Annotated in this window: 14 protein-coding genes; 4 read left to right on the forward strand and 10 right to left on the reverse strand. The window is 65.2% G+C overall.

Going from position 1 to position 16,471, the window contains the following annotated elements; all coding sequences use genetic code 11:
* Positions 1 to 2 precede the first annotated feature (2 nt).
* On the forward strand, positions 3 to 875 hold the full coding sequence (locus tag ACZ5IQ_RS28620) for a hypothetical protein (protein ID WP_083611880.1): 873 nt from the start codon (positions 3 to 5) through the stop codon (positions 873 to 875).
* Here ACZ5IQ_RS28620 and ACZ5IQ_RS28625 read toward each other — a convergent pair.
* The 4 genes from ACZ5IQ_RS28625 to ACZ5IQ_RS28640 form a co-directional block, all read right to left on the reverse strand.
* Positions 847 to 1,866: an amidohydrolase family protein gene (locus ACZ5IQ_RS28625; protein WP_073693796.1), complete on the reverse strand. Its 1,020-nt coding sequence runs from the start codon at positions 1,864 to 1,866 to the stop codon at positions 847 to 849. The genes ACZ5IQ_RS28620 and ACZ5IQ_RS28625 overlap by 29 nt on opposite strands.
* Before the next feature lie 14 nt (positions 1,867 to 1,880).
* Complete coding sequence (locus ACZ5IQ_RS28630) at positions 1,881 to 2,984, reverse strand: MBL fold metallo-hydrolase (RefSeq protein ID WP_464480581.1); 1,104 nt, start codon at positions 2,982 to 2,984, stop codon at positions 1,881 to 1,883.
* Between the two features lie 51 nt (positions 2,985 to 3,035).
* The gene (locus ACZ5IQ_RS28635) at positions 3,036 to 4,052 is read right to left on the reverse strand and encodes a glycoside hydrolase family 6 protein (RefSeq protein ID WP_142239373.1); all 1,017 of its coding nucleotides are present in this window, start codon (positions 4,050 to 4,052) and stop codon (positions 3,036 to 3,038) included.
* Positions 4,053 to 4,332: 280 nt separating this feature from the next.
* A complete protein-coding gene (locus tag ACZ5IQ_RS28640) occupies positions 4,333 to 7,590 on the reverse strand; it encodes a helix-turn-helix transcriptional regulator (protein WP_406801763.1) in 3,258 nt (1,085 codons plus the stop codon).
* A gap of 514 nt (positions 7,591 to 8,104) precedes the next feature.
* On the opposite strand from ACZ5IQ_RS28640, the gene ACZ5IQ_RS28645 reads away from it, so the two are divergent.
* Positions 8,105 to 8,626, forward strand: a complete 522-nt coding sequence (locus tag ACZ5IQ_RS28645) for a DUF302 domain-containing protein (RefSeq protein ID WP_073693793.1) — start codon at positions 8,105 to 8,107, stop codon at positions 8,624 to 8,626.
* A 120-nt stretch (positions 8,627 to 8,746) separates the two neighbouring features.
* Here ACZ5IQ_RS28645 and ACZ5IQ_RS28650 read toward each other — a convergent pair whose 3' ends face one another.
* From ACZ5IQ_RS28650 to ACZ5IQ_RS28675, 6 genes are all read right to left on the reverse strand, one after another.
* Positions 8,747 to 9,013 (reverse strand): hypothetical protein, encoded by a 267-nt coding sequence (locus tag ACZ5IQ_RS28650; RefSeq protein ID WP_406801705.1) that lies wholly within the window; start codon positions 9,011 to 9,013, stop codon positions 8,747 to 8,749.
* 54 nt (positions 9,014 to 9,067) lie between these two features.
* Positions 9,068 to 9,493 (reverse strand): DUF4189 domain-containing protein, encoded by a 426-nt coding sequence (locus ACZ5IQ_RS28655; protein WP_073693791.1) that lies wholly within the window; start codon positions 9,491 to 9,493, stop codon positions 9,068 to 9,070.
* Positions 9,494 to 9,576: 83 nt separating this feature from the next.
* Positions 9,577 to 11,496 carry an acyl-CoA dehydrogenase family protein gene (locus ACZ5IQ_RS28660; protein WP_406801706.1) on the reverse strand — a complete coding sequence of 640 codons (1,920 nt, stop codon included), beginning with the start codon at positions 11,494 to 11,496 and terminating at the stop codon, positions 9,577 to 9,579.
* A gap of 11 nt (positions 11,497 to 11,507) precedes the next feature.
* Positions 11,508 to 12,818 carry a cytochrome P450 gene (locus tag ACZ5IQ_RS28665; RefSeq protein ID WP_406801707.1) on the reverse strand — a complete coding sequence of 437 codons (1,311 nt, stop codon included), beginning with the start codon at positions 12,816 to 12,818 and terminating at the stop codon, positions 11,508 to 11,510.
* 6 nt (positions 12,819 to 12,824) lie between these two features.
* The gene (locus ACZ5IQ_RS28670; protein WP_406801708.1) at positions 12,825 to 14,627 is read right to left on the reverse strand and encodes a peroxidase family protein; all 1,803 of its coding nucleotides are present in this window, start codon (positions 14,625 to 14,627) and stop codon (positions 12,825 to 12,827) included.
* A gap of 58 nt (positions 14,628 to 14,685) precedes the next feature.
* Positions 14,686 to 15,336 (reverse strand): hypothetical protein, encoded by a 651-nt coding sequence (locus tag ACZ5IQ_RS28675; RefSeq protein WP_234789641.1) that lies wholly within the window; start codon positions 15,334 to 15,336, stop codon positions 14,686 to 14,688.
* 182 nt (positions 15,337 to 15,518) lie between these two features.
* Here ACZ5IQ_RS28675 and ACZ5IQ_RS28680 point away from each other — a divergent pair, with 182 nt between their 5' ends.
* Together ACZ5IQ_RS28680 and ACZ5IQ_RS28685 are read left to right on the forward strand one after the other, a co-directional pair.
* Positions 15,519 to 16,151: a TetR/AcrR family transcriptional regulator gene (locus ACZ5IQ_RS28680; protein WP_406801709.1), complete on the forward strand. Its 633-nt coding sequence runs from the start codon at positions 15,519 to 15,521 to the stop codon at positions 16,149 to 16,151.
* Between the two features lie 98 nt (positions 16,152 to 16,249).
* Positions 16,250 to 16,459 carry a hypothetical protein gene (locus tag ACZ5IQ_RS28685; RefSeq protein ID WP_142239372.1) on the forward strand — a complete coding sequence of 70 codons (210 nt, stop codon included), beginning with the start codon at positions 16,250 to 16,252 and terminating at the stop codon, positions 16,457 to 16,459.
* Positions 16,460 to 16,471: the final 12 nt, after the last annotated feature.

Below are 16,471 nucleotides of genomic sequence, written 5' to 3' on the forward strand. Positions count from 1 at the left end.
ATATGGCGAACTCCGGACCGTTTCCGTCTTGGGACTCGTTCCCGAGCTGGGACTCGTTCAAGCCGATGGATGCGTTCAAAACGCTGGACGCCTTGTCGTCGTTCTGGACATCGGCTGCGGGCAACGCGCTGACCTCCGGTCCGGCCGGCGCGTACCAGAGCTTGTTCGACACGTTGCGCAAGCAGGTTGTCGGCCGCCGGATCACCGTCAAGCTCAAGTCCGGCGAGATGACGCTGACGGTCACCGCGATCGATGCCGACCTCGACATGCGTAGCCTGTCGGTCGGGCAGCTGGGCGAGGTCTCCATCTCGGCGTCCGACATCGTCTGGAACGGTTGGCAATTCGACAAGGCCACCGCGGTCCTGCACAACGTGCACATCAAGCCGAGCAACACCCCGGTGCTCGTCGCTGCGCCGTTGGATCTGACCATCGAGATGTCCGCCAAGGCGCTCGACAACATGATCGACAAGGCTTCGTCGCTGCCGGGGCGGGCCGCGCCGAAGTTGCTCGGCAACATCGACGCCGGTGGTGTCGCGCAAATCCGTTGGGCTAAACGGCCGGACATCGGCCATCTCGAGGTCGACGCGACCATCGACGGCTCGACATTGCTCGTGAAGCCGCGGATGGTCGCGGTGCGCAAAGCCCGGTGGCATCTGCCGAACCGCTTGCCCGCCTATCGAATTCAGCTGCCGAAGCTGCCCCGCGAACTCGCGCCCACCTCCGTCAACTTCAGTCCGGAGACCCTTGAGCTGACCGGGCGAATGCCAGAATGGCGCGTCGAGGTGCCGCGGCGCCGCATCGAGGAGGCCCTCAATCAACTCAACCAGGTGGGCAAGGCACTCAACCTCAGTTGGATGGCGCGGCCGCGGGACTGATCCCCTCCTCGAACCCCGGTATCCGACTGCCGAAGAGCCGCACCGCATTTTCGTAGCCGACCTTGCGCCGGTCCGCGTCATCCATCGGATACGACGCCAGGAAGTCGGCGCCGTCGACGTTGTCGTCCATCGGGTAGTCCACCGAGAACATGACCCGGTCGGCGCCCATGACCTCCAGCGTGCAGGCCATGGCCGGCGGGGAGAAGTTGCCACTGGTGGTGAAGTAGAAGTTGTCCCGCAGGTACTCCGACGGCAGCTTCTGCAATCGGCCATGCGAGTCGCCCGAGCCGCCCAGCCCGTAGTACCGATCAGTGCGAAAAACTGTGAACGGCAACATCTCTCCGAGATGGCCGAGGATCATCTGCAGGTTGGGATGACGGTCGAACAGGCCCGAGTAGATCAGCCGCAGTGCGTGGGTGCCGGCCTCGACGGCGAAGCCCCACGATGCCAGGTGCAGCCCCTGATCGACATATGGCGCGAACCAGGCTTCCATCACTGCCGGGTGCGGAGTGGTCGGGTGCAGGTAGATCGGGACACCGAGCGTCTCGGCTGTGGCGAACAGCGGCTCGTAGGCGGGGTCGTCCAGGTAGCGGCCATGGGTGTGGCCGTTGATGAGGGCTCCCACCAGTCCGAGATCGGCGACAGCCCTGCGTAATTCAGCGGCAGCGGCATCGGGGTCCTGCGTCGCGAGGGTGGCGAAGCCGCCGAACCGGTCGGGGTACTGCCGCACGGTCTCGGCGAGATCGTCGTTGGCGCGACGTGCGTAGTCGACGGCAAGCACCGCGTCGTCGTACTCCTGCACGCCTGGGTCGAAGAGGGACAGGATCTGGAAGTCGATGCCGGCGGCATCCATCTGCTCCAGCCGCAGCGGCCCGCGGTCGTAGAGTCGGTCGAAGCCGGTGCGGTTGTTGGACTCCAACCATGTCGCGACCACATTGCCGTCGCTCGCCGGGTTCCACGCGTAGTGCTCTTCCAGCGCGATCAGATGCATACGCCGAGGATAGGTCAGAGGGCGAAGACCTGACCGTCGCGCGCGACGGCGATCTTGCCCTGATAGCGGCTGCCGATCGCGTCCCGCCACTTCGAGTCGGGCAGATCGGTGGGCGAATAGTGGCTCAACACAACATGCTTGGCATTTGCCGCCGCCGCTACCTCACCGACCTGCTCGGCAGAGGTGTGCGAGCGGACCAGATACCCCGGCGGGAACCGGCTGTTGTTGCCACCGTCGGCGAGGCTGAACTGGGCCTCGTGCACCAGGATGTCGGTGCCGTGCGCGAGAGCGATCAGATTGTCCGATTTGGTCGTGTCACCCGAGAAGGTCACCGACACACCGGATTTGAGCAGATCGAAGCGGAATGCGAAAGCCGGGTACACGTCGTAGTGGCTCACCAGGGTCGCCGTGACGCGCACGTTGTCGTCCGTCATGACCGGGAAGGGGTCGGTGCGCGGTGACCGGTTCTGGTAGTCCGAGCCGGGTGGCGCAACGACTTCGTTCACACTGACCAGACTCTGGATGTCGTCGGTGCCCATGTCCCGGATGAAGATGTTGCTGGTGTAGGCGAAGGCCCGGTGCAGCGCTTCCGTCATGGCCGCGATCCCTGGCGTCGGGTTGGCGGGTTCGACGGTCGGCGGGTTGGGATTGCCGACCTCGCTCGGCGGGAGCCCGCCGGCGGGGCCTGGCCCGTACACCGTCACTGCACCCTTTCCCCGTGACGCGGTGTAGCCGCCGGAGAGGAAGAAGCTGTAGTAATCGACGATGTGGTCGGTGTGCAGGTGCGTGATGAAGAGACTGCGCAGCTGGTCGAACTTCAGGCCGGCATTGGTGAAAGCATTCAAAGAGCCCAGGCCGCAGTCGATTTGGTAGACGTCGTTGCCGATCTTGAGCGCCGACGAGATACCGGTCCGGTTCGGCACCGGCGGCGGACCCGCCTGCACGCCGAGGGTGATCAGAGCGTTCTGCGGCAGCGCGTCACCGCGCGGCTCGGCTGAACTGCTCGCCGATGTCGCCAGCGCGGCACTGCCGAGCAATGCGGAGACGGAGGCGACCAGCGCCGTCCGCCGGGATATCGCATCGACGCCGTCGGCACAGTCAGGGCCACACCCATGCATGACGGCAACGTATCGTCCTTCACGCCGAAACCCGGGTCGCGGCGCGCGGAATCAGTGCGCCGCGTTACGAGCCAGGTCGATGGCGAACGATTTCACGAACGTGCCCGCACCGGGCTCGCCGCGGCCGCACGACCCGTCAGACTCGCCGACGCGCTTCACCCAGAGGTACGCGTCGGCGTGCGCGCCGGCGGTATCGGTGGTGGGCGCGACACCGAGGGCGCGGCCGTCGGGGTTGCACCAGTACATCGGGTCACCCTCGGCCGGTCCGGCTCCATTGCGCGACGTGTCGATGACGTAGTGCGAGCCGTTGGTGAGCCCGGAGATCGCCTCGCCGTATCCGATTTCCTCACCGGTGGTGAAGTAGTTGGTCGTGTTGAGACTGAATCCGCGTGCCTTGGCGACGCCGACCTCGTTGAGACGGGAGGCCATGGTTTCGGCGCTCACCCACCGCGAGTGCCCGCCGTCGATGTACACCGCCGCCGCGGGATCGCGAGTCAGGGTGTCGACGGCGTAGCGGATCAGGTCGAAGCGCTCCTGCCGCTGGCCGGCGGACAGGCAGTCGGCCATGGCCAGCGCGTCAGGCTCGACGATGATCGCCGCCGGTGAACCACCCAGGCCGGCCGCAACGCTGTCGATCCACGCCCGGTAGCTGTCCGCCGACCCGAAGCCACCGGCGGCGTAGCTGCCGCAGTCGCGATGCGGAATGGCGTACAGCACCAGCACGGGAGTGGCACCCGCTGCATTGGCGGCGCCGGCCAGCCCGGCGACGGTGCCGCCTACGGTCGAGGCCGGGAACGCCTGATCCAGCCAGTAGGCCTGCGGCGTGTTGGCGATGGCAGTGAGTTCGGCACTGGGCGGGTCGGCATGGTCCGCGGCGAGCTTGGCCTTGGAGATCGGGTCGGCGTAGAAGGGCCGGCCGGCCAGCGGGTTGTCGTCCGAAGCCAGGCGGATCGCCGGTGCGTCGGCACGCGGCGCCGGATCGAGGGGCAGGCCGGCGCTCGCGACGGCGGCTACAGCCAGGAGGGGAGCGGTCCAGCGGGCGACGACGCCAACAGCCGAAGAAATCACCTCAGAAAAATAGTTCGATTTCGTTAATAAACGCCAATCGGGAGCCAAAGTTGGTGTGCGAGTGACCAAAGTGGCGCTGACCACCGTTTCGCCCGCGACGTGCCATGAACGCCGTCGGCGTGTCGGCTCTCCCTCGACACATTCGATCTGGAGGCGTCAGGTTTCCTTGACTGTCAGGGAAACCTGACAGGTCCCGGCGAGAGTGATCCAGGGAGACCTGTGCTGAAGTTGCCGGTGTGACTGCAGATGCCACGATCAGCCGCTCGTGCCGTCGAACGGATCACGCGTGCCGGGCCGCCTCCTGCGCGAGTTGCACCCGCGACGCAACACCGAGCTTCCCGTAGATGTGGGTCAGGTGCGTCTGCACCGTCCGAGGCGAGACGAACAGCCGGGCGGCGATGTCCTTGCTGGGCAGTCCGGCGACCGCCAGCTTCACCACCTCGAGCTCAGCTGGCGTCAATGATGCCCAGCCGCTCGAAGGCCGCTTACGCTCGCCGCGGCCGCGCTGGGCATAGGCGATCGCCTGCTCCAGAGACAGCGCCGCGCCCTCATCCCATGCGACGTCGAAATCGTCGCCCATGATCGCACGAAGTTCAGCAACGGACGCGTCATAGCCATCCTGATAGATCCGGTACCGAGTCTCACCGGTGCGTTGCCTGACGGCGTCGGCTGCGCCGAACAGCCGCGCAGCTTCCGGGTAACTCTCAGCAACCGCCGCCGACGAAGCCAGGCACTCAAGCACATCGGTCATCAACAACCAGGCCTCGCACTCGACCCCACAGGCCAGCGCAGCGTGCGCATCCTGCTCGGCCTGCTGGAAATCGCCTTCCGCCATGGCAATTCGGGCACGTGCCGCCAACGCAGTCATACGACTCCAGGCAATGGCGTCAGCGACCCCGTCGTCGGCATACCGACGGGCCGATTCAGTATCGCCACTCGCCAGCGCGATCTGGGCCATCAGCGCCAGCTGGATCGCCACGACTTCCCGGCTCCACGTGGTCAGCGGCCAGCCGAACCGACTTGATTCGGCGGCGGTCGCGACGTCGCCTGCAGCCAGAGCCGCGTAGGCCACCACGATATGGCTCCAACCTTCCGTGACACCACCGATCGGCTCACTGACGTCGACCGCCTCGCGCGCTGCCACCATCGCGTCGTCCAGGTCGCCGTGATACACCAACGCCTGGCATAGGGTCTCCAGCCCCATCGCTTTCGTGAAGAGATCACCCGCCGCGTCAGCGTCAGCGATCAGTTCGCGCAGGCCGTCGATAGCCGTGGCCAGGTCGCCCTGCCATACCTGCGCCCAGGCCAGCCACAATCGACACTGGCGGACTGAGACGTGGTCGCCGACGGTTTCGGCGACCTGCCGTGCTTCGATCGCAGCAGCTCGCACCACAAGCGGGTTGCTGGTCAGAAATGCGCCAAGGGCACGCCACGCGAGAATCTGCCCGACCCGCCATTCGTCGCCAAGTTCGTGTGCCAACTCGAGTGCCTCGGCAAGATACTGCCGGGTGGCCCCCGGGTGATAGCCGCTAGCGCAACCGCAGGCGATGAGTGCCCGCACCATCAGCGCACGGTCCCCCACCTGCTGGGCGAGGTCCAGCGACTTCGTCGCCAACTCGATCGAATCAATGAGGCCTACACCACCAAGCCACGCTTTCAAGAAAGCACAGGACGCGTATGCCAAGGCCCGTACCGACGGCGTCACCGCGCCGTGGTCAGCGGCACCGTCGCGGAGAATCGCATCGAACCAAGCCAGCCCCTCACCAACACGGCCGCGCCCCAACCAAAACGGCTGCATTTCCGACACGAGAATCAGAGCCGTGTCGATGGCCTGACTTTCCCGACTCCAGGCGAATGCGGCCCGCAGGTTGTCGAACTCGATCTCCACATCATGCAGCCGCTGGTCGTAGCCGGCACCGGTCGACGCATCCAATTGCGATGCGAGACCCGAGTAGTGGTCACGATGCCGATTACGCACCTCATCGGATTCACCTGAGCCGCCCAGCTTTTCGAGCGCGTACTGACGGACCGTCTCCAGCAGGCGGTACCGCGTGCGGCTGCCCGTGTTCTCGGCGATCACCAGTGATTTGTCGACGAGCAAAGTGAGTTCGTCCAAGACCTGATAACTCTCGACACCGGCGTCGGCACAGACGGATCGCGCGGCGTCCAGGTCGAATCCGCCCACGAACACGGCCAGCCGACGGAGCAGGATCTGTTCGGGCTCAGTCAACATCGCATGGGACCACTCCACCGACGCCAGCAACGTCTGCTGGCGTCGGACCGCCGTGTGTGCTCCGCCGGTCAACAGCCGGAACCGGTCGTGCAAGCCGTCCAGGATCTCTTCCGGTGCCAGGGCCCGAACCCGCGCCGCGGCGAGTTCGATCGCCAGCGGCAGACCATCCAGGCGTGTGCAGATCTCGCCAACAACGGTGGAATTCCGTTCGGTGACAAGGAAATCCGGCCGCACGGCCCGCGCCCGGTCAGCGAACAGCTGCACCGACTCGTCGGTCAACGACAGCGACGGCACGCGCCACGTCACTTCACCGGCGACCCCGAGTGGTTCGCGGCTGGTGGTCAAAACTTTTATCGCAGTGCAGGTCCGCGTGATGTCGACAACCAGTGCCGCCGTGGCGTTCAGGAGATGTTCGCAGTTGTCGAGGACCAGCACCCCTCGACGGCGGGAGAGAAATCGCACCACGGAATCGGCCGGTGTGCGGCCCGGTTGGTCCAGCAGGCCCACCGCCCGTGCGACCGACGAGGCCGCAAGATCGGGCTCGGTGATCGGGGCCAGGTCGACGCACCACAGCCCGCCCAGATCGTCGGCGACGCGGGTGGCCACCTGAACAGCCATCCGGGTCTTACCCACGCCGCCCGTACCGGTCAACGTCACCAGCCGGTTGTTCACCACCAGCTGACACACTTCGATGAGCTGCTCTCGCCGGCCGACGAACGTCGTAAACTCCACCGGAAGGCCTTGTGTGCCAATATTATTCACTGTGCGCAGCGGCGGAAACTCGTTGCGGAGATCTGGATGACACAACTGCACCACCCGTTCGGGCCGCAGAAGATCACGTAGTTGATGCGTACCCAGATCGGTCAGCCATGCGCCATCGGGCAGCAGATCGACAACCATGTCCTCCGCCGCGCCGGACAGCACCGTCTGCCCGCCGTGTGCCAGATCACGAAGTCGGGCAGTTCGATTGACGGCCGGCCCCGCGTAGTTGTTTTCGTCGCGCAGTTGCACCTCCCCGGTATGGATGCCGATCCGCATCCGGATTGGCGCCAGCCGGGCTCGCTGCAGATCGAGCGCACACTTGACGGCATCGCTCGCTCGGGCGAACGCTGCCACGAAGCTGTCGCCCTCGCCCTGCTCCAGCGGCCGCACCCCGTTGTGTGCGGCGATCGCGGTGGATACCACTTGATCCAGCCGCGCCAGCGCGGCGGTCATCTCCTCGGGCTGGGTCTCCCACAGTCGCGTCGAACCCTCGACGTCTGCCAGCAGCAGTGTCACGGTCCCTGCCGGCAGCAGCTCGCTCATGCCCACATCACTCCAGGTCAACGGCGGTACATCTACCCGTCGAACGATGTCGCTCATGGTAATCAGCGTGACCGGACCAGATGGGACAAACATCCGCAGAACTGCGTATCCGCCCTCCGATTGTTACGGCATCACATAGCAGGACTGCTCGCAGAGGGCACCGACAAATTTCGGCCCTCGAAAGCAGCCGGGCGAGAAGCCAGCCGCCCGCCGACGATGAGCTTATGCGCCTAGCTCACAACACATTTGACACACGAGCTCGGCCTCGGCGATCAACCTGCGAAAGTGACCTGCATCGTGTCCCCGCGAATACCAGGATCATCTCGGCCTCCCCATCCGGCCTCGACCCGGCGCAGAGTAGGTGTCAGGCCGCCACCCCCGGCGGCACCAGCGATAGGACCCCGCCAGATGACCATCGTCAAAGCACACTACAGCCGCCCCGAACTGCTCAGCTTGAACATCGACCACACGCCCCGGCCGCAGGTCCATCGCACCGACGTCGCGAAGGTCGATCATGACGACGAGTGAGGCTCAGGCGATTCCGTTCAGCGGAGTTCGGATGCGGTTCGACAGTGACAAGACGTTCGATGAACTGCGTGACGATCTGCTCGCCGATATCGGTGCGGAGCCCGCGCAGATAACCGGCCTCCGAGCATTGGCAGATCGCGACTGGAACGCATTCGAAGCGGACGTCCAGCGCCAGGCCGGACCCAGCGATTTCATGTTGATGCACCTGATCGACCACACCTCGTGGCTCAGCACTGCGGGAGTAGACCGGAAGGCCTTGCGCGTCATCCTCGGCAATCCGCTCATCGCAATCACCATGATCAGACACGACCTGACGGCCGGGCTGTTCGCTCCCGTCGAGGTCCTGCTGACGGAAGTCGACGACAACCGGAGCGCCCTGACCTACGTCAAGCCGTCGTCGCTGATGGTTGTCGACGACAACCCACCGCTGCACGCCGCGGCACTGATTCTGGACGACAAACTCGCCGCCCTGGCCGAGAAGGTATCGAGCACCGGCGATGCACCGTGAGCTCGACCAGCGCGTCGGCTCTCCGTCGACACGTTCGATCTGGAGTCGTCAACTTTCGTTGACGGTCAAGGAAAGTTGCCGGCTCCCGGCCAGACATGCCAAGGGAGAGCAGCACTCGACCTAACGGTGCCCGCCGCCTCCGCCGCCTCCACGGTTGATGACGCCGCCGGGGTAGAGGTACCACTCATCGTCGCCGAACGGGAACTCCTCGTTGTCCGCGATGACCGACGGCGAAGCGGCCGGCACCGACGTTTCGCCGCCGACCTCACTGCCCTGACAGACGGTGGCCGACGGGTCGCAGATGTCGGCGTGTGCCGCCGGTGCGACGAGAATTCCCGCAGCCGCGCCTGCCGCCGCGAAAAGCGCCGCCTTCTTCTTCAGATCCATGGCGGGTCCCTTTCGCCGTCCGCAACCGTATTGGACGACGCTACCCCGCCCGTGTCAGTGCTCGGTGCCGAGTGAGCAGAACGACAGGACGACGGTCGCGCCGAACGACGTCGACAGCCGGGCTTTCGTCTCGGCCTCCTTCTGCGTCTGGGCCACACCTGTGCCCCACATGAGGCTGTGGTTGAACGGGTTGGGACTCGTCGCGAGTGCGGCGCACTCGTTGTCGCCCCACACCACGATCCGGCAGTCGGTCCCGCCCTTGTTGAGGCAGTAACCCACCGCGTCGAACTTGGCCTGGTTCGCGTCCAACAGGCTCTGTGTGTAACCCCACTGCCCTGTCGCCGGTGAGAACGCGATGGCGAGGTACCTGTTGACTCCAGCGTTCGCCGGGCTCGCCGCGCCAAGTGCGCCGGCGACGGCTCCGGCGGCGACGAGCGCAGCTGCGACGGCTGAGCGACGGCGGACAGATACAGCGGTCATGATGTTCTCCTTGGCAGGTCGGAGCCCTCGTGGGCACCGTTCACTGACTAGGAGTGCTCAGTCATCGCAAACGGGACACTTTTTCAGATATCCGGGATGCGCTCCGGATGCAGCATCTCCGCGTAGCGCAGCTGCTCGGGAATCCCGAACCCGTCGACCAACACCTCGGCGTACGGCCGCAGCTTGCGGCAGCGGTCGTTGATGCCGGCGGTGACGGCCTTCGCCCGGTCCATGGACAGGAAGCGGTGCTCGATGTACCAGGCCTTGTCTTCTTCGATCACCGACAGCGCATACAGATCGCACACGAGGCCGAAGATTTCGCGGGCCTCGGGATCCGTGCACGCGTCGATACCGGCGGCGAACGACTCGAACACGATGCGGTCGATGTGCGCCGACGCCGCGTGCAGCACGTGGTCCTGCACGGAGTTGAACGCCTCGAACGGGCTCATCTCCTTGGAGTTGGCCTGCAGGCGGCGGGCGACCGTCGACAGCAGATAGTCGGCCCGGTCCTCGAACATCTTCGCCTGGGTGCCGCGGTTGAAGAGGCTGCCCTCTTCCTCGTTGTCCTGGCGAGTGTCGAGGAGGTTCTGCAGGATGGTCTCGGTGCCGGTGCTCCGGCGCACCCGCTCCCGGGCCGTGCTGGTCGCGAACTTCACCCACTCGAACGGGCTCATGCCCTTGATGTCGTCGGCGTACTCGGTGAGCAGGTGCTTGGCCACCAACTGCGTCAAGACGTGGTTGTCACCTTCGAAGGTGGTGAAGACATCCGTGTCCGCCTTGAGCGCGATGAGCCGGTTCTCCGCCAGATACCCTGCGCCGCCGCAGGCTTCGCGGCACTCCTGGATGGCTTTGGTGGCGTGCCACGTCGCCGCGGCCTTCAGACCGGCGGCGCGCGCCTCGAGCTCACGCTGCACCTCACCGTCGGGTTCGGCTTCCTCGGTCAGATCGTGCAGGTCCGCCACCAACTCGTTCTGCGCGAACTGCAGTGCATAGGACTTCGCGATCAGCGGCAGCAGCCGACGCTGGTGCACCAGGTAGTCCATGATCAGGACTTCGTCGTCCGTCTTCGGCGCCTCGAACTGCCTGCGCTGCAACGCATATCGCGTCGCGATATCCAGCGCGACGCGGGCGGCGGCCGCGGCACTGCCGCCGACCGTTACGCGTCCACGGATCAGGGTGCCCAGCATGGTGAAGAACCGCCGGTTGGGGTTGTCGATGGGCGACGAATAGGTCCCGTCCGCGGCGACATCGCCGTAGCGGTTCAGCAGGTTCTCCCGCGGGATGCGCACATGGTCGAACTGAATGCGACCGTTGTCGACACCGGGCAGTCCGCCCTTGTAGTGACAGTCCGAGGTGCGGACGCCCGGTAGGTCGTTGCCGTACTCGTCGCGCAGCGGCACCATGAAGCAATGCACGCCCTGGCTCTCGCCGCCCGTGATCAGCTGTGCGAAAACCGCTGATACCTGGGCAGATTCAGCAGCGCCGCCGATGTAATCCTTGCGCGCCGTAGGGGTCGGAGAATCGATGACGAACTCTTGGGTGGCCGGATCGTAGGTGGCTGTCGTCTCCAGGGACTGCACGTCGCTGCCGTGCCCGGTCTCCGTCATGCCGAAGCAACCGACCAGATCCAGATCGATGGCCTTGCGCACGTAGGCCTCGTGGTGGCGTTCGGTACCCAGGTTGTCGATCGCACCGCCGAACAGACCCCACTGCACCCCGGCCTTGACCATCAGCGACAGGTCGCTCATGGCCAGCATCTCGATGCGGGCGATGGTGGCGCCCGCATCGCCGTTGCCGCCGTGACCCTTGGCGAAGGCGTCCTCGGCGGCGCCGCGCGACGCCATGTACTTCATCTGCTCGGTGACCTTGGCCCGGGCCACCGCAGTGTCCGGGGTGTAGTGCGGCTTGAACAGTTCAGCGGAAAGTTCCTGCCGAATACGGTCTTTCACCTCACGCCACCGCCCGTCAAGGGCGTAGCGCAGATGTTCGGCGGTCGTCGTCACAAGGGTCCCATCTAGCGTTCGATGCTGATGCCGTACAGATCGACACTGTGCGGCAGTGACTTCTGCGGGTTCAGCGTAGCCCCGCGCAGCACCGGTGTGGACCCGTTCAACACGTGCGCCAGGAAGGCCTGACCGAGGAAAACCGACAAGCCGGCGCCCGGGCAGCCCTGCGGACCGTGGCTGAAGAAGTTGTACGACCAGTCACTCCCGGCATCACCGCTGACCCATTCACCTGGCGAAAACCGGTCGGCGTAGGGGATCCTGTCGCGGTTCCGGTGGTTGAACACGTTGTAGATGAGGACCTGCTTGCCTTCGGGCAGCACTGCCCCACTGGGGAACTCGATGTCCCGGGTGGCGACCCGGCCGAACAATCCGGTCGTCGGCCACAGCCGCATGGTGTCGAGCAGGCACCCGCCGAGATACTTCAGCGACGCGATGCCCTGTCCCGAGCCGATGTCGGCCGACTCCATCTCCGCCCGGACCTCGCGCAGGTGCTCGGGGTGCGTCGACAGCACCGCCAGCGTGCGGAATGCGTTGGCAGCCAGGGTGTCCCCCATCGCGAACAACCAGTGGATCACCTGGCTCGCAGGGCTCGCGGTCTCCGGCGCGGTGGTCTCCGCGATGAGCGCGGCCAGACTGCCCGGCTCCGGATCCTTCAGGTAGGACTCGATGTGAGAGACGAACTCCGGATATCCCGGCGCCGGCTCTCCCGGCATCCCGTTGCCCGCGGACATCAGTTCGCTCAGCTGCGAGGTGAGCCGGGTGTCGTCGGCCGCCTTGTCGCCGAAGACGATACACCGGGTCAGCCGCTGGAATGCCGCGTTCCAATCGGACCACTTCAGCGCCCCGGAGCCGAGACCCTCCACCGTCTGCACGACCTTCTCCACGAACGCCTGCGCCAACCGGTGGACCGGATGCCCGGTGTCCAGCACCGCTTCGGCGAAGCGACGCCGGTCCTCCCACGGCTGCCCACGGGAGATGGTCAGCGCGTCCGGCTGGAACGCCGCCATGCCCTCCCGCTTGGGCTTCGGGTCAGAGGCGAACGGGTCGGGCGAGCCGCCCAACACGAACTTCAGGTCGTCCGGGTGGTGCACCAGCAGCGCCTCGTCGGCGACGACCCGGACGTAGAACGGTCCGGGGCCGTAGCTGCGCACCATGCCCTCGACCAGCTGGTATCCCAGGTAGTCCGAACTCAGGCCCGAGGCGATGCGGGTGGGCAACTCTCGCTTGTTGAACAGTCCCAGAAGGACATTCGGCACACCGATCTGAGCGGTGAACCGAACGCCTTCGACGATGGATGCGTGCGGGAAATCCTCGGCCATCGCGCGTCAGCCCCAGGGCAGGTAAGCGCGGACCGAGTCGGCCAGCTGCACCACGGGGTTCTTCTTCCCCGGCACCGGCGCACCCAGCTTCGGCCACGGCGCGAACACCCGCTCGACGTCACCGATCACCGGCTCCAGCTCCGGGTAGTGCCGCAGCATGACGTCCTTCATGGTGTTGTTGTTCACCCAGTCGAACCCGACCTGGGTGTACACCTCGGGCTTGAAGTCGTTGGTGAAGAACCGGTCGCTCTTGAGCCGGCGTGACGCCATCAGGATGAAGATCCGGAAAGCGGTGTCCGAGAAGCCGAATCCCTTCGGCGGCTGCTCGGCCTGCATACCGATCTGGAGGTCGACGGCGTCGACGTCGCCGTTGTAGACCTCGTTGATCTCCCGGGCCCACTGCTTGTTCGGGGTGATGTCGTCGATGGTCTTGCGGCGCGGCATCCGCAGTGCCTCACGGAAGTCGTTGTAGCGCGGCACACCTCGCTCGCGGTCACGCACGATGTCGAGGGTGGCGAGGTCGGTGACCTGACCGTCGACCCGGGTGAGGTTGCGCAGCGCGTTCGGGTAGTTGTGCAGGCAGACGGCACCGGCGCTGGCCAGGCCGAACGAGTACCACATGTCGCCCATCTGGATCTTGTCCATGAAGCCGCGTGTGTAGGCACCCTGCAGCTGGGTGAAGTCCGCCTTGACCAGGTGCTCACCGGACTCCAGCGAGAAGAAGTTCCAGTCGTCCGGGATCAGCGGGTGCATGCGGTAGACCGACACGAACTCCTCGGTCAGCGAGAACGGCGCGGTGTGGTGATCCGTCGGTGACCCGATGATGCCCGAGATCGCCTCGTTGTCACTGATCCGGCCGAACTTCTCCTGGAACGTCTCTCCCAGTGCGCCATACCAGTTCGCGTTCATGCCGATCTGCAGCGCCGGGTGGCGCAGCACGCACGGCGTCCACTCCACGGTGTGGATCTTGGCGATCAGCGCAGAGACGACGAGGACGCCGACCTCGAAGAGCCGCTGATCATCGAAGCTCGGGTAGGCCTTCTTCAGGGCATCGCAGACGGCGTTGTGCTCACGCGCGAACATGGTGTGCAGCAGACCGGTGCCGACCCAGTAGTTCTCCTGCATACCGGTCAGGTCGATGCCCTTGATGTCGCTCTCGGGAAGACGCCCGTTCGGGTCGACCTTCACCTTGCCGTCGACGAAGGTGCGGACCTGCGACTGGCGCTCCTTGCCGCTGCCGTAGACCTGCGAGCCGTCCCACCAGTGCGTCTCTGCGTTCGCGAAAACCGGTGCGGGACAACCATCCGCTATCTCGCCCCGCAGCGGGATGGTGCACCGGATCTTCATCGGGTTCTCGGGGAACTGATCATCGGCGCTCAGCGGGATGTCGATGGTCTTGTCGGGCACACCGTCGCCATGGAAGAACCAGTTGTGGTTCTCGAACTGCAGCCATGCAGCGGCCAGCGCGTTGATGATGCCGGCCGGCTTGAAGTCGTCGCGGGCCATCAGCTTGCGGCTGATGACGCGCGGGTCCGGCTTGAGCAGACGCTTGACGTCGGTGACGGTCATCGACAGCGGCACGTTGCGTCCGAAGCCGGTGCCCTTGGCACCCATGTGCGGATCCGCGAGGTCGTTCCAGGTGCCGTCAGGCTGACGGGCCCGACGCACTTCTTCGGTGGGCTGGCCGAGGTCATCGGCAGGACGCATCCCGTAGCTCTCGTACAGATTGTGCGCGCGAAGGTCATCGCGAGCCTTGGTGAGAGCGTTCAGCTGCAGGAGCAGAGACGGGTATTCGTGCCACTCAGTCATGTTGTTGCCGTTTCTTTTTCGAGTTAGTCGTTTAGGTGGGCTGTGAACGCGAGGTCTGTCAGCGCGGCGTGCGCAATGCGAAGTAGCCGATCTTGCTGTACTTGTCGGAGCCGGTGTTGAACAGAATCTTGCCGAGGTAGACACCGGGCACGAGCTGCACCAGTTCGTCCCGGATGCTCCGGATCACCAGGCGCGGGTTCGATTCAACGTTGGCGTAATCGATGACCATGACCTGACGATCGGGGTCGTCCTTACCGGCTTCCACGTAGGTCGCGAAGTCGAAGGCGAGTTTGCCGGATTCGGCATCACGCATCGAATACAGCGGCCACAGCAGCTTGCCAACCAGGCCAGTGCTCTTGGTCAGCCGATTGTCGCCGGTGCCGGCCTCCGAATCGAAGCGCTTGCCCTGCCACGGCATCCACAGGGCCGTAACAGCCCGCGTCACGGTATCGAGCGCAGGGTTCGTCGTCGTCATGACGAGAATGCCCTCCGTCGGGCCGTCCAGATCGACCGGCGGCGTACCCAGCCGGAAAAGATCGTTGAGCTGCGCTTCGGCAGCATCGGAGTCGTTGTCCGCCAGCTTGGACAGCTCGACGATCCAGCTCCACGCCGAATCAACCGCTCCCGGCTGCCCTTCCGCGACCGACTTCCGCAACCACGCCAACCTGTCGTCCGCAGCAGAGTCCGCCGCTGCTTGTTGTTCGCTCATCGGCACCATTTCCGTCGAATTTCGAGTACTCGCGGAGCATGATAGCGACCTGCGCCATTCTTTGGAGGCATTTCAAGACGATCGTCCAAACTTTGCCACCCCGGGGCAGAAGTACCTGATCGGAGGAATAGACTTGGTATTCCCCGCCAGTTCACTGACACCTCATCTGCCACTGGAGCCCTGTGGATACCCCTTCGAGCCGCGTTGCAGGCCGACTGGCGGGCGCGCGTGGGCAAAAGTTCGCTGCGCGCCGTCAGGAGCTGGCCACCCAAGCCACCAGCGGACTTGCTGAACTGGGCTTCGCGCGCGCCAGCATGCGGGAGCTCGCCCAGCATTGCGAGATATCGCTCGGCGTTCTGCACTACTACTTCGACGACAAAGACGACCTCGTCATGTGCTGCGTGCGGCAGTACAAGAACCACTTCATCGACCGCTACAACTCCATCGTCATCGACGGCAGTTCCGGGCCGGAACTCAAGACCCGCATCAGCAGCGCCCTCAGCAACTCACTGCGCGAGTCGGCCGCCATGCACCGGCTCTGGTACGACCTGCGCACGCAAGCGCTCTTCGACGACCGCTTCGCCGCAAGCATCAACGAGATCGACGACAGCCTTGCCGCGCTCACCTGGAAGGCCGTGATCGCCTACGCCGAACTCTGCGAGTCCGTCGTCATCATCACGCCCGCCATCGTCTACGCGACCGCGGACGGCCTGTTTCACCGCGCACTACGTGATCTGATCCACGGAGACGCTGCAGCGCCGCAACGGTTGGCGCACGAAATCGAGTCTGCGCTGGAGGATTTCGTCGGTCCCTGAGTCGGATGCTGACCCCTACCGCCTCCTACCGCGGGCGGACATCAAGATCAGCCTCGAGCCCGATGTCCGCCGCCCAGCTGATTCGTAGCGTCGAACGCATGACACACGCACACGTTCCGGCCCCCGCGGAGATGATGCGGGATTGGTTGCGCCACAGCGCTCAGCAGGTCGCCGAAGCGGTCTCGGCCGCCGGCACCTGGGTCCAGGGCCGCACCCATTGGCCTCAGCATCGTGCCGACTACTACCCACCACGCCGGGAGGCGTCGTTCGAGGAAGCCGCGATGGCACGCGAAATGTACCGACTCTGAAGCCTTTTCGAT

Source organism: Mycobacterium toneyamaense (assembly GCF_055384815.1).